Source organism: Bradyrhizobium sp., from assembly GCF_030697065.1.
Classification (GTDB): domain Bacteria; phylum Pseudomonadota; class Alphaproteobacteria; order Rhizobiales; family Xanthobacteraceae; genus Bradyrhizobium.
Genome location: NZ_JAUYQU010000322.1, coordinates 1 through 13,013, shown reverse-complemented (window position 1 = coordinate 13,013; position 13,013 = coordinate 1). Strand labels below are relative to the sequence as shown.

The following is a 13,013-nucleotide window of genomic DNA, read 5'->3' as shown; positions in this document are numbered from 1 at the left end:
GGGGGGCCGGTCTATGCTCCGGCGCTTGCAAGCGCCAACCATTCGAACGGGTCAGCCATGAAGGACGATAACGGCATCGGCGAAGGCCAGCCGGCAAAAAACCCGCGGCAGGACCGGCTGAAACTGGCGCTGCGGGAGAATCTCAAGCGGCGAAAGTCGCAGGCGAGGGGACGCAGCGATGCGAACGCCGCACCTCGCGAGGATGCCGGCGCCTCCCTACATGACGAACCCGGCGAGCAACCGGGCGGGGCTGTCACGCGGCAGTCGGGAGGAAATGATTGACTGCGGGCGGTGTGGCCCGGGACATGCTTGTCCGCTTCGCGGCGGTATTGGGTTGCTAGAGGTGCAAGACAAAGATGAGGACAGATTCGATCTCTGAAAACAGCACGGATGGTCCTGGGTCGTCCCCTGCGTTTCCCCGTCACGAGCAGACATTTCCGGAACTGACCCCGCACGAGATCGCGCGGATGCGCCGGTTCGGCGAACTCCGCAGCTACCGCTCCGGGGAAATGCTGTTCGAGACCGGCAAGCCCGGCCCCGGCATGTTCGTCGTCCTGTCCGGCCACGTCGCGATCACCCAGCGTGACGGCCTCGGCAACGTCACCCCGGTGATCGATCAGGGGCCGGGGCAGTTTCTCGCCGAGATCGGCCAACTCTCCGGCCGCGTCGCGCTGGTCGACGGCCATGCCGAGGGCGATGTCGAGACGCTGTTGATCCCGCCGGAGCAATTGCGGGCGCTGCTGGTCGCCGAAGCCGATCTCGGCGAGCGCCTCATGCGCGCGCTGATCCTGCGCCGGGTCAACCTGATCCAGGGCGGCGTCGGCGGCCCGGTGCTGATCGGCGCCCACACGCTCGGCGACATGGCGCGGCTGCAGAATTTTCTCGGCCGCAACGGCCATCCCTACCATTTGCTCGATCCCGCCACCGACAAGGACGCCGCCGACCTCGTCGCGCGCTACGCGGCCTCCCGCGCCGACCTGCCGCTGGTGGTGTGCCCCGACGGCACGGTGCTGCGCAATCCCACGGAGTCGGAAATCGCCTACGCGATCGGGATGATCGGCGACCAGGATCACGACAAGCTCTACGACGTCGCGGTGGTCGGCAGCGGACCGGCGGGGCTCGCCACCGCCGTTTATGCGGCCTCCGAGGGATTGTCGGTCGCCGTGTTCGACGCCCGCGCCTTCGGCGGCCAGGCCGGCGCCAGCGCGCGAATCGAAAACTATCTCGGCTTTCCCACCGGCATTTCCGGCATGGCGCTGGCCGGCCGCGCCTACAATCAGGCGCAGAAATTCGGCGCGCAGATGTTGATCCCGGTCTCGGTCCGATCGCTGGATTGCTCGCGCGACGATGGCGCTCTCGCGCTGTCGACCGATTGCGGACAATTGATGCGCGCCCGTTCCGTGGTGGTGGCCAGCGGCGCGCGCTACCGGCGGCCCGACATCGCCAATCTCGCCAGTTTCGAAGGCCGCGGCGTCTGGTACTGGGCTTCCCCGATCGAGGCGCGGCTTTGCGCCGACCAGGAGGTCGCACTGGTCGGCGGCGGCAATTCCGCGGGCCAGGCCGCGGTGTTTCTGTCGAGCCACGCCCGCAAGGTCTATATGGTGATCCGTGGCGGCGGCCTCGGCGCCAGCATGTCGCGCTATCTGATCGAGCGCATCGAGGCCACGCCCAATATCGAATTGCTGTTCAATACCGAAGTGGTCGGTCTTGACGGCGGCGAGGAAGGCTCGCTCGAGCGGGTGCGCTGGCGCAGCCGCCTCGGCGGCGACGAGAGCGCGGTCGAAATCCGCAACCTGTTCCTGTTCGTCGGCGCCGATCCCGCCACCGACTGGCTCGACGGCTGCGGCGTCATGGTCGATCGCGGCGGCTTCGTGGTCACCGGCGCGCAATGCGACACGGGCGAGGGGCGCCCGGTATCGGCGCTGGAGACGTCGGTGCCCGGCGTGTTCGCGGTCGGTGATGTCAGGTCGGGATCGGTCAAGCGGGTCGGCGGCGCGATCGGCGAAGGCGCGCAGGTGGTCGCGGCGCTGCACGGTTATCTGGACGATGCGGCGAAGCCCGCGGTTTAGGCAGCGGGCCGGCGTCGCGTTCTTCACGATGTGGGATCTGGGCCTGCGTAGCAGGAAAATCCCTTCCGTATACCTGTGTATGATTGAATACACCGAGGCTTGAATGGAAATCTCCTGATGTCGGCCGTAGCATTCGGCATTTCAACTGGGAGATACTCGTGATCCTTGGCATGGATTTATCCACGTTCGTCACCGTGCACGTCGTCATCAGCCTGATTGCGATCGCGGCCGGCATCATCGTCATGTTCGGCATGCTCGGCTCCAGCCGAATGCCGGGACTGACCGCGATCTTCCTGTCGACCACGATCCTGACCAGCGCCCCGGGGTTTGTGATTCCGCCGCTGGTGACGGAGAAGTTCCTCCCGTCGCATCTGTTCGGTTTTCTTTCGCTGGGGTTGCTGGCGGTCGCCTGTTTCGCACTGTACGGCAAGAAACTTCTCGGAGCGTGGCGCTGGATCTACGTGCTGACCGCGCTGATCTCGCTTTATCTCAACGTGTTCGTGCTGGTGATCCAGAGCTTCCTGAAGGTGCCGGCGCTGCACGCGCTGGCGCCGAGCGTGCCGCCGGCCGAGCCGCCCTTCGCCATCGCCCAGGGTGTCGTGCTGGTGTTCTTCGTCGTCGCCATCATCGGCGCGGTCCGGCGGTACCGGCCGGTGCCGTCATACGGCTGAAATCATCGATCGTCATTCCGGGGCGAGCGGAGCACGAAACCGGAATCTCGATCAACAATCTGGCGGATTCCGGGTCCACGCGAAGGCGCGTGTTCCGGAATGACGATCCAGGATGACGAGCCAACAAGAGCAAGAAGGAGTCCACCATGCCGACCATCACCACCAAAGACGGCACCGAAATCTTCTACAAGGACTGGGGCAGCGGTCAGCCCATCGTGTTCAGCCACGGCTGGCCGTTGTCGTCCGACGACTGGGACACGCAGATGCTGTTCTTCGTGAACAACGGTTTCCGCGTTGTCGCCCATGACCGCCGCGGCCACGGCCGCTCCAGCCAGACCGGCGACGGCCACGACATGGATCATTATGCCGACGATCTCGCGGCGCTGACGGCGCATCTCGATCTCAAGAATGCCGTTCACGTCGGCCACTCCACGGGCGGCGGCGAGGTGGTGCACTACATCGCGCGTCACGGCGAAAGCCGGGTGGCGAAGGCCGCCATCATCAGCGCGGTGCCGCCGCTGATGGTGAAGACCGCGGCCAATCCCGGCGGCCTGCCAAAAGAAGTGTTCGACGGATTGCAGGCGGCGCTGCTCGCCAATCGTTCGAATTTCTACCGCGAACTGCCTTCGGGCCCGTTCTATGGCTTCAACCGGCCCGGCGCCAAACCGTCGGAAGCCATCATCCAGAATTGGTGGCGCCAGGGCATGATGGGCGGCGCCAAGGCGCATTACGACGGCATCATCGCCTTCTCGCAGACCGACTTTACCGAAGACCTCGGAAAGATCACCGTGCCGGTGCTGGTGATGCATGGCGACGACGACCAGATCGTTCCCTATGCCGATTCCGCGCCATTGTCGGCCAAACTGTTGAAGAACGGCACGCTGAAGACCTACAAGGGCTTTCCGCACGGCATGCCCACCACGGAAGCGGCGACCATCAACGCCGACCTGCTGGCCTTCATCAAATCATGAAAGTCATCCTGTTCGGCGCAACCGGCATGGTCGGGCAGGGCGTGCTGCGCGAATGCCTGATCGATCCCGGCGTCGAAAGCGTGCTCTCGGTCGGGCGCAGCCCGACCGGCGAGAAACACACCAAACTCCGTGAAATCGTCCACGGCGATTTCACGGATTTTTCGGCGATCGAATCCGAACTGTCGGACTATGACGCCTGCTTCTTCTGCCTCGGCGTCTCCTCGCTCGGAATGGATCCGGAACGCTATCGGCATCTGACCTACGACGTCACCATGGCCGCGGCGACGACGCTGGCCAAGCTCAATCCGGGCATGGTATTCATCTATGTCACCGGGCGCGGCACCGATTCCACCGAACAGGGCAGCCGGAGGTGGGCGCGGGTCAAGGGCAAGACCGAGAACGACCTGCTCAAGCTGCCGTTCAGGGCCGCCTACATGTTTCGTCCCAACGGGATCCAGCCGCTGCACAGCGTGCGCTCGAAGACCGGCTGGATCAACGCGGTCTACACGGTGTTAGCACCGATGTTGTCATACCTGGTCCGCGCCGCGCCGGGCATCATGACCACGTCCGAAAAACTCGGCCGCGCCATGATCAAGGTGGCGCGCGATGGTTTCCCGCGGCCGGTGCTGGAGAGCGAGGATATCAACAGGTTCTGACCGTCATTCCGGGGCGCGCGAGGCGCGAACCCGGAAGCTCGAGATTCCCCGGTGCGCAATTGCGCACCTGAGGTTCGATGCTGCGCATCGCCCCGGAATGACGGCTGAATCATCTGTCGCTTCAAACGGCCCTGCGTGAACGCGGACGTGTGGATACGCGTCTTGAATCCGAATCGGAATTCTCCGAGGCCTGTATCTGGAAGCCGGTATCCCGGCCCCGTCGCCAATAACGGAAGATCAATATCTGGCGACGACCGCGCCGCCCCAGCGATAATTCAGGCGGACGGTGACGAGGTCGACATCCTGGTGGATGCGGTCGCTGGCGTAGGCGGTGCCGGCCGGCGCGAGCGTACCGTTGTTGGTGAAGGTGATGAACCTGTCCTGCATGAACATATGATCGTATTCGACCGCGAAGGACCAGTTCGGCGCAAAGCCATATTCCAGGCCGACGCCGATCACGCCGCCCCAGCGGGTGTCGTTGACGGTGTTGCTGATCTGGAGGCCGTTGGCGGTCAGATAGCCCCAATAGCGATCGGAGGTCAGCGCGGCGCCGCCCTTCAGGTAGAGCAGCGTGTTGTTCCAGGCGTAGCCGATCTGGCCGGTGAACAGTCCGAACGCGTCGACATGGGTGGCGTTGGTGACGGCCGGGAACGGGATACTCACATTGCTGCCGCGGAAATTGGCCCAGTTGCCCTGGGCTTCGACGCCGAACACGATATAGGAACTCTGCATGCGATAACCGACCTGGCCGCCGGCGGTGCCGCCGGTTGCATCATGGCAACCCTCGGAAACGTTGAACGCGCCGGCCGCATTGCTGAAATCCCAGCACTTGTGGCTCGATCCCCAACCGCCATTGGCGCCGAGGTAAAAGCCGCTCCAGTCGTACATGGCGAGCATCGGCGCCTTGTCGTAGGGACGGGCGGCCATGTCCGCTGCGGAGGCCGATGTGATCATGGCGAGCGCGCCGACGGTGCCGAGCAGGAGCTTGCGCATGCCAAATCCTTTGAGGTCGAAGTCCCGTGGACGAATCAATTTCTGCGAGCAGGCTACGCCGCGCGGACCCAAATCATGTCTCCTTATTGGTACAGTACGGCACCGAATGCAGGTCGCCCGGGGGCGCGCATCAGCACCGGCAGCGAATGCGCAGGGGGAAGGCGACGCCACGACCCGAAACCGGCCCAAATCCCATCAAATAGCCGCAAATTTCAAAGCTTTTGCCATCCGGGCGTCCTTCGCCCTATACTTTATGCATTGCAAACAGGAATTGGCATGGATCGCATTCGCATCGTCGGCGGCAGCAAGCTCAATGGCACGATTCCGATCTCGGGCGCCAAGAATGCCGCACTGCCATTGATGATCGCGGGTCTGCTGAGCGAGGAGACGCTGATCCTCGACAACGTGCCGCGGCTGGCCGACGTGGTGAACCTGCAGCGCATTCTCTCCAATCACGGCGTCGATATCATGTCGGCGGGCAAACGGCCCGGCGACCGCGAATACCAGGGCCAGACCCTGCATATCTCGGCGGCCGACATTATCGACACCACCGCGCCCTACGAACTGGTGTCGAAAATGCGCGCCAGTTTCTGGGTGATCGCGCCGCTGCTGGCGCGAATGCACGAGGCGAGGGTGTCGCTGCCCGGCGGCTGCGCCATCGGTACGAGGCCGGTCGATCTCCTGATCATGGCGCTGGAGAAACTCGGCGCCATCATCACCATCGACGGCGGCTATGTGGTCGCGAAAGCGCCCGGCGGACTGAAGGGCGCCGCCATCGACTTTCCCAAGGTCACCGTGAGCGGCACTCATGTCGCGCTGATGGCGGCGACCCTGGCCAAAGGCACCACCGTGATCACCAATGCCGCCTGCGAGCCGGAAATCCTCGATGTCGCCGACTGCCTCAACAAGATGGGCGCCCGTGTTTCCGGCGCCGGCACGCCGCGCATCGTGATCGAAGGGGTGGCGAAGCTGCACGGCGCGCGGCATACCGTGTTGCCGGACCGGATCGAGACCGGCACCTATGCGATGGCGGTGACGATGACCGGCGGCGATGTGCTGCTGGCCGGCGCGCGGCCCGAACTGCTGCAATCGGCGCTCGACGTGCTGACCGAGGCCGGCGCGGTGATCACGGCCGATCATGAAGGCATCCGCGTGGTCAGGAACGGCGCCGGCCTGATGCCGGTGACGGTTTCGACCGCGCCGTTTCCGGGCTTTCCCACCGATCTGCAGGCGCAGCTGATGGCGCTGATGGCCTGCGCCGGCGGCGCCTCCCATATCACCGAGACGATTTTCGAGAACCGCTTCATGCATGTGCAGGAACTGGCGCGGTTCGGCGCGCGGATCAGCCTCGACGGCGAGACCGCCACCATCGACGGCATCGCCAGGCTGCGCGGCGCGCCCGTGATGGCCACCGACCTGCGCGCTTCGGTGTCGCTCGTCATCGCCGGGCTCGCCGCCGAGGGCGAGACCATGGTCAACCGGGTCTACCATCTCGACCGCGGCTTCGAGCGGCTCGAGGACAAATTGTCGGCCTGCGGCGCCACCATCGAACGCATCAGCGGATAGGGGCGCGCATCGGTGACGGCAGAGCTCAAACTGATCGCGCTCGACGCCGACGATCTCGCGGTGATCTCGGCGCATGTGCAGGACGCCCGGGTGCAGACCGCTGACATCGTCTGGCGGCAGGGTGAAAAGCGGCTGGTGGTCGGGATGTCCCGGCTGGACTGGGAACAGACGCTGGCGGGGGAAACCGCGCCGCGCCGCCTGATCGCGGCGCTGCGCTTCGACCGGGTGCTGGCGTGCAAATCGCGCAATATCGATCTGGAGGCGCCGCCGGTCGCCCTCGAACTGCTGGGCATCGAATTTCATCCCGGCGAAGCCCCCGGCGGCAGCGCGGTGCTGCTGTTCGCCCAGGGCGGGGCGCTGCGGCTCGACGTCGAATGTCTCGAATGCGAGCTGACCGACCTTGGCGACGACGATCTCGGCACCGGCGAACTCGGCGAGGGCGCGGAGTCGGGGCTGGGGGCGTGAGACGCTGCCGTATGGTGGGCTAAAGGCGCGCCCTTCGCGCCGTGCCCACCATCTGCCATCGCGCAAGCTGAGAAATGGTGGGCACGGCGCAAGGGCGCCTTTGCCCACCCTACGGTCCGGGCTAAGGGTTGACGGCGGTTTATCGCCGCGTCATGAGCAGTGTACCCTTGGAAAGCCGCCATGCCCGTTCGACTCGACCACAGCAGCGCCGATTTCACCCGTCAATTCGCGGGTTTTCTCGGCGCCAAGCGCGAGGTTTCGGCCGATATCGAGGCGGCGACCCGCGCCATTGTCGATGATGTGGCCGCGCGCGGCGACGCCGCCTTGATCGAGGCGACGCGCAAGTTCGACCGGCTGGAGCTCGATGCCGGCGGCCTGCGGGTGACCTCGGCCGAAATCGACGCCGCGGTGGCGGCCTGCGACGCCGAAACGCTCGACGCGCTGGCCTTCGCCCGCGACCGCATCGAGGTGTTTCACACCAGGCAGTTGCCGAAGGACGAGCGCTTCACCGATGCGCTCGGCGTCGAGCTCGGCTGGCGCTGGAGCGCGATCGACGCCGTCGGGCTCTATGTCCCGGGCGGCACCGCGGCCTATCCGTCATCTGTGCTGATGAATGCGGTGCCGGCGAAGGTCGCAGGCGTGCCGCGCGTCGTGATGGTGGTGCCGTCGCCGGACGGCAAGCTCAACCCGCTGGTGCTGGCGGCGGCCCATCTCGGCGGCGTCTCCGAAATCTACCGGGTCGGCGGCGCGCAGGCGGTGGCGGCGCTGGCTTACGGCACCGCCACCATCGCGCCGGTGGCCAAGATCGTCGGCCCCGGCAACGCCTATGTCGCCGCCGCCAAGCGGCAGGTGTTCGGCAAGGTCGGCATCGACATGATCGCCGGTCCCTCGGAAGTGCTCGTGATCGCCGACGAGTCGGGCAATGCCGGCTGGATCGCGGCCGACCTGCTGGCGCAGGCCGAGCACGACGCCAACGCGCAGTCGATCCTGATCACCGACAGCGCGCGGCTTGCCGACGATGTCGCGCGCGCGGTGCAGTCGCAGCTCTCTACGCTGCCGCGCGCCGATATCGCGCGGGCCTCGTGGGACGCGTTCGGCGCCATCATCCTGGTGGACAACCTGGATGAGGCCGTGCCGCTGGCCAATGCCATCGCCGCCGAGCATCTGGAGATCATGACGGCCGATCCGGAGGCGCTCTCGGCGCAGATCCGCAATGCCGGCGCGATCTTCCTCGGCCCCCACACCCCCGAGGCGATCGGCGACTACGTCGGAGGCTCCAACCATGTGCTGCCGACCGCGCGCTCGGCGCGGTTCTCCTCCGGCCTCGGCGTACTTGACTTCATGAAGCGAACGTCGATCCTGAAATGCGGGCCGGACCAGTTGCGGGCACTGGGACCGGCGGCGATGACGCTGGGCAGGGCCGAGGGCCTCGATGCCCATGCGCGCTCAGTGGGAATGCGCCTCAACCTGTCATGACCAAGCCCCCGCCAGACGAGGATTCCAACAATCGCATCGTCGCGGTGACGCTCGACGAGGAATCGATCGGGCGTTCCGGCCCCGATATCGAGCATGAGCGGGCGATCGCGATCTACGACCTGGTCGAGAAGAACCTGTTCGCGCCCGAAGGCGCCGATAACGGGCCGTTCACCCTGCATATCGGCATCACCGGCAGCCGGCTGATGTTCGACATCCGCCGCGAGGACGGCACGCCGGTGGTGGCGCATCTGTTGTCGTTGACGCCGTTCCGGCGCATCGTCAAAGACTATTTCATGATCTGCGACAGTTACTACCAGGCAATCCGCACCGCCACGCCGGACAAGATCGAGGCCATCGACATGGGCCGCCGCGGCATTCACGACGAGGGCTCCCGCACCCTGCAGGAACGGCTGAAGGGCAAGGTGCGGCTCGATTTCGAGACCGCCCGCCGGCTGTTCACGCTGATCACCGTCCTGCACTGGAAGGGGCAGGACGGATGATTCCAAAACGTGGGTGCCGGTTTTCGGACCGGGTCATGCGCACAATACAGCGGACGTAGTCCGTGGAGACGCCGCCGCGCGCGCGCACCCCGCAGGCCGTGCTGTTTGCATGCGGCCTCAACAGCGTGCGTTCGCCGATGGCCGCAAGCCTGCTGCAGCAGATGTTCCCGCAGGCGCTCTACGTCAAATCCGCCGGCGTCCGCAAGGGCGAGCTCGATCCGTTCGCGGTCGCCGCGATGGCGGAGCTGGGCCACGACATTTCCCAACACAAGCCGACCACGTTCGAGGAACTCGACGACTGGGAGGGGCTGAATTTCGATCTCATCGTCACGCTGTCGCCGGAGGCGCATCACAAGGCGCTGGAACTGACCCGGACCATGGCGGTCGACGTCGAATACTGGCCGACCCACGATCCCACCGGCGCCGACGGCAATCGCGAGCAGAAGCTGCAGGCCTATCGCGAGGTCTGCGACTCCCTGTCGATGCGCATCCGCAAGCGGTTTTCCAGGGTGGGGGCTGCGAATGGGTGAACATCGTCATTCCGGGGCGATGCAAAGCATCGCACCCGGAATCTCGAGGTTCCGGGTTCGCGTCTTCGACGCGCCCCGGAATGACGTGGTTTCAAGCTTCCTGTAGCCGGTTGTCTCTCGGAAGGCGTTCCGATAGGTTCCGCGCAAATTTCGCCCCGTCCTCCCGCCGACGAATCCCCGCATGCTAGGCCGTCCCAAATTCGTTCTTGCCTCCGGTTCGCCGCGACGGCTCAGCCTGCTCAACCAGGCCGGCATCGAGCCCGATGCGCTGCGTCCGGCCGATGTCGACGAGACCCCGAAGCGGGGCGAGCTGCCGCGCGCCTGCGCCAACCGGCTCGCCCGCGCCAAGGCCGACGCCGCGCTCAAATCGGTGCAGCTCGACGACGAATTGCGCGGCGCCTTCATTCTGGCCGCCGACACCGTGGTCGCGGTCGGCCGCCGCATCCTGCCCAAGGCCAATCTGGTCGACGAGGCCTCGCAATGCCTGCGGCTGCTGTCGGGGCGCAACCACCGGGTCTATACCGCGATCTGCCTGGTGACGCCGAAGCAGGCCTTCCGCCAGCGCCTGATCGAGACAAGGGTGCGGTTCAAGCGGCTCAGCGAGGACGATATCCAGGCCTATATCGGTTCCGGCGAATGGCGCGGCAAGGCTGGCGGCTACGCCGTGCAGGGCATCGCCGGCTCGTTCGTGGTCAAGATGGTCGGCTCCTACACCAATATCGTCGGCCTGCCGCTCTACGAATCGGTCACGCTGCTGGGCGGCGAGGGCTACCCGATCCGCTTCGGCTGGCTCAATGCCAGCTGAGCCGCCGGAAAAGGCCGGCCCCGGCACGGCGGCGGCGAAGAAATGCCCGATCTGCGGCAAGCTGGCGACGGAGGCCTCCAAGCCGTTCTGCTCCGAGCGCTGCCGCGACGTCGACCTGAACCGCTGGCTGTCCGGCTCCTACGTCGTCCCCGGCCGCCCGGAAGCCGACGAAGACGCCGATTAGCAAAATCCCGAAAACAACCCCATGCAATGACAGGACGGCGTCGCCCGCCGGAGATGGCGGACGCCACCCCCCCCCCTTCCGCCGCCGTCTGGGATACCGCGGAAAACGTCAATTCGCGTTGTTTCCCAGCCATTGGCCGCCCGGGCCACCCCCGGGCCGCGCCCGGCGAAGCCGCAGGCGAAGCCGGGTGGACACAACCCCCCGGCCCCACTATAAACCGGCGCTCCCGGGCCTCGGCGCCCGGCAGTGCCCGGGTAGCTCAGTTGGTAGAGCATGCGACTGAAAATCGCAGTGTCGGTGGTTCGATCCCGCCCCCGGGCACCATGTTTCCATAGGCGCGGCTTTCACGCCAAGACCTCCGAAACTAGCCTCACCCCCCGAATGTTTTTTCGGAATGCCGATCGGCGGCAGATTTTCATCTGCTCACTGATGCGCTGAATCTCCTTGAATACCGGCGACGCGGCGGAGGCCTTTTTAGTGGAGGAGCAGTCCTCGTCAGGAATGGCGGGATAGTGCTTTTAAAAAAATCCCGCTTGTGGGCGGTCCAAAATCCCCGCGCCGCCGGTGCCGGCGAAGCTATCCCGCCAGCGCCGCTGCGTTAGCCGACGCCCCCGTCACCATGGGCGGGCGCGCGATGCCGCGCATGGTGCGACGCGCATGATGGAATTCGAGCACGCGTTTTGCCGTCCGGGTCTCGAGCCGCTCGAACTCTTCGCGCGCCTGGGCGAGATCCCTTGCAGACATCCTGCGCTCCGCCGCCCGCATCAGCAGGAGCGCCTTGACCGTTGCCCAGGAGCAGCCGGCGGCTTTGGCGATGACTTGCACCACGCCGGGGTTTTCATGGAGGATCGCCCGTTCGGCGGTCTCGATCGGACAGCCGGCGAGAACCGACAGGGTCATTGCCGCTTGTTCGAAGTTCTGCGAGCGCGCGGCGGCATGCACATTGCGTTCGCCGAGGTCATGCCAGTTCTGCAACCGCTTCACCCGCGACTTCGCCCTGGCGTGATCCGGCGACTTGTTGCGAAGCTCCAGATTGATGTCGTCGATCACCTCGGTTACGGCATCCTTCACGACATCGGCCAGTCCGGGATGGGCCGCGCGGATCCTGGCGCAGACCGAAGCAGAGGCCGTATCGAGAAGCTTCAGGAAGTGATGCCGGGGAATGTCATGTCGCATTCCAACCCGCAGCGCGAGCTCGGCGTCCCCGGCGGCGCGCGCCACCAGTTCGCGAAAGCCGCCGTCCGAAAAGCACGCGCCGGCGTTCGTCGCAACCGTATGGATGACGCCGGGTTCGCCGCGCTCGATGAGGATTTCGGTGATCGCTTCGCTGAGCGTTCGACGATGCGCGATGGCCTGAAGATGACCCTGGCCCCGGGTGCTGGCGGTGGCAACGAGATCGGAGTCGCTGAGCGCTTCGGACCGGCTGAGAACCGGAGCCGCCACGGCGACGGCGTCGTCGAAGGCAAATGCCCGAACCAGCGTCGCCGGCGCGTCGGGGTCGGTTGCCACGCGGCGTGCGAGCTTGACCCGGACTTCCAGCTCGATCGCGGCAACGAGAGTCTTGAAAACCTCGTCAAACAGCTCGATCTGCCGGTTCGAATGACGACCGGACCCGGCGACGAACAAGTCGGTGATGCGCGTGAGCGCCCGCAACTGCCGTTTCGTGAGCCCCGATACCGCGGTGTCCTGAATTTCGCCGATCAGGGAAGAGAACATGGTCATGGGCTTGGTCTCGGATATTTTCGCGTTGCGGTGGCAGACAGAAGGCTGACGGACATCTGTTACCGGCCGCGCGTGAAAATAGCTGACTCCAATTGCCTCACAGATAATTCAAATTGTTGCAAGGTCGAACCACCTTGCCCGTGGTCGGCTGAAAGCGCCCGGGGCAGCTCGGTTGGAAGCGCTTGTGACCCAGCCGGGCGCCAGTTTCGCCGCGGCGAAACCGGGGTCTTGATCAGCGGGAGCGCGTCGGCAGCTTCGGGAGTCTGGCAACGGCGGATCTTGGCGTCGGCTCTCGCGCCTCCGCCGCGCGCGGCTGTTGTTGTTCGCTGAAGAGCAGCACACCCTCGAGGATCACGCCCGGAAACCGGTCCGCCGTTCCGACATAGGTGACCAGTTTGCCGGCAC

Annotated in this window: 13 protein-coding genes, 1 tRNA gene and 1 pseudogene; 13 read left to right on the top strand and 2 right to left on the bottom strand. The window is 65.6% G+C overall.

Annotated features, from left to right (window positions below):
• The 5 genes and pseudogenes from Q8R73_RS25355 to Q8R73_RS25335 form a co-directional block, all read left to right on the top strand.
• A pseudogene (locus Q8R73_RS25355) lies at positions 1-282 on the top strand (hypothetical protein); the annotation flags it as partial.
• A gap of 74 nt (positions 283-356) precedes the next feature.
• Positions 357-2,069 (top strand): FAD-dependent oxidoreductase, encoded by a 1,713-nt coding sequence (locus tag Q8R73_RS25350; protein ID WP_305722284.1) that lies wholly within the window; start codon positions 357-359, stop codon positions 2,067-2,069.
• Positions 2,070-2,239: 170 nt separating this feature from the next.
• Positions 2,240-2,740: a hypothetical protein gene (locus Q8R73_RS25345; RefSeq protein ID WP_305722283.1), complete on the top strand. Its 501-nt coding sequence runs from the start codon at positions 2,240-2,242 to the stop codon at positions 2,738-2,740.
• Positions 2,741-2,886: 146 nt separating this feature from the next.
• Positions 2,887-3,711, top strand: a complete 825-nt coding sequence (locus tag Q8R73_RS25340) for an alpha/beta fold hydrolase (protein ID WP_305722282.1) — start codon at positions 2,887-2,889, stop codon at positions 3,709-3,711.
• On the top strand, positions 3,708-4,367 hold the full coding sequence (locus Q8R73_RS25335) for an NAD-dependent epimerase/dehydratase family protein (protein ID WP_305722281.1): 660 nt from the start codon (positions 3,708-3,710) through the stop codon (positions 4,365-4,367). The genes Q8R73_RS25340 and Q8R73_RS25335 overlap by 4 nt, the downstream gene beginning before the upstream one ends.
• A 237-nt stretch (positions 4,368-4,604) precedes the next feature.
• On the opposite strand, the gene Q8R73_RS25330 is transcribed toward Q8R73_RS25335, so the two are convergent.
• Positions 4,605-5,360: an outer membrane protein gene (locus Q8R73_RS25330; RefSeq protein ID WP_305722280.1), complete on the bottom strand. Its 756-nt coding sequence runs from the start codon at positions 5,358-5,360 to the stop codon at positions 4,605-4,607.
• A 276-nt stretch (positions 5,361-5,636) separates the two neighbouring features.
• Between Q8R73_RS25330 and murA the strand changes: the two genes are divergently transcribed.
• The 8 genes from murA to Q8R73_RS25290 all read left to right on the top strand — a co-directional run bounded on the left by murA (position 5,637) and on the right by Q8R73_RS25290 (position 11,210).
• Complete coding sequence (gene murA / locus Q8R73_RS25325) at positions 5,637-6,926, top strand: UDP-N-acetylglucosamine 1-carboxyvinyltransferase (RefSeq protein WP_305722279.1); 1,290 nt, start codon at positions 5,637-5,639, stop codon at positions 6,924-6,926.
• 12 nt (positions 6,927-6,938) lie between these two features.
• Entirely contained in the window at positions 6,939-7,391 is a 453-nt protein-coding gene (locus Q8R73_RS25320; protein WP_305722278.1) for a DUF2948 family protein, read from the top strand.
• A 180-nt stretch (positions 7,392-7,571) separates the two neighbouring features.
• Positions 7,572-8,867 carry a histidinol dehydrogenase gene (gene hisD / locus Q8R73_RS25315; protein WP_305722277.1) on the top strand — a complete coding sequence of 432 codons (1,296 nt, stop codon included), beginning with the start codon at positions 7,572-7,574 and terminating at the stop codon, positions 8,865-8,867.
• Positions 8,864-9,367, top strand: coding sequence for a UPF0262 family protein (locus Q8R73_RS25310; RefSeq protein ID WP_305722276.1), 504 nt, complete (start codon positions 8,864-8,866; stop codon positions 9,365-9,367). The genes hisD and Q8R73_RS25310 overlap by 4 nt, the downstream gene beginning before the upstream one ends.
• Before the next feature lie 62 nt (positions 9,368-9,429).
• Positions 9,430-9,897 (top strand): low molecular weight phosphatase family protein, encoded by a 468-nt coding sequence (locus Q8R73_RS25305; RefSeq protein WP_305722275.1) that lies wholly within the window; start codon positions 9,430-9,432, stop codon positions 9,895-9,897.
• 181 nt (positions 9,898-10,078) lie between these two features.
• Positions 10,079-10,702 (top strand): Maf-like protein, encoded by a 624-nt coding sequence (locus Q8R73_RS25300; protein ID WP_305722274.1) that lies wholly within the window; start codon positions 10,079-10,081, stop codon positions 10,700-10,702.
• A complete protein-coding gene (gene yacG / locus Q8R73_RS25295; protein ID WP_305722273.1) occupies positions 10,692-10,886 on the top strand; it encodes a DNA gyrase inhibitor YacG in 195 nt (64 codons plus the stop codon). The genes Q8R73_RS25300 and yacG overlap by 11 nt, the downstream gene beginning before the upstream one ends.
• Positions 10,887-11,134: 248 nt before the next feature.
• A tRNA-Phe gene (locus Q8R73_RS25290) sits at positions 11,135-11,210 on the top strand.
• A 252-nt stretch (positions 11,211-11,462) separates the two neighbouring features.
• On the opposite strand, the gene Q8R73_RS25285 is transcribed toward Q8R73_RS25290, so the two are convergent.
• On the bottom strand, positions 11,463-12,608 hold the full coding sequence (locus tag Q8R73_RS25285; RefSeq protein WP_305722272.1) for a DUF2336 domain-containing protein: 1,146 nt from the start codon (positions 12,606-12,608) through the stop codon (positions 11,463-11,465).
• Positions 12,609-13,013: the final 405 nt, after the last annotated feature.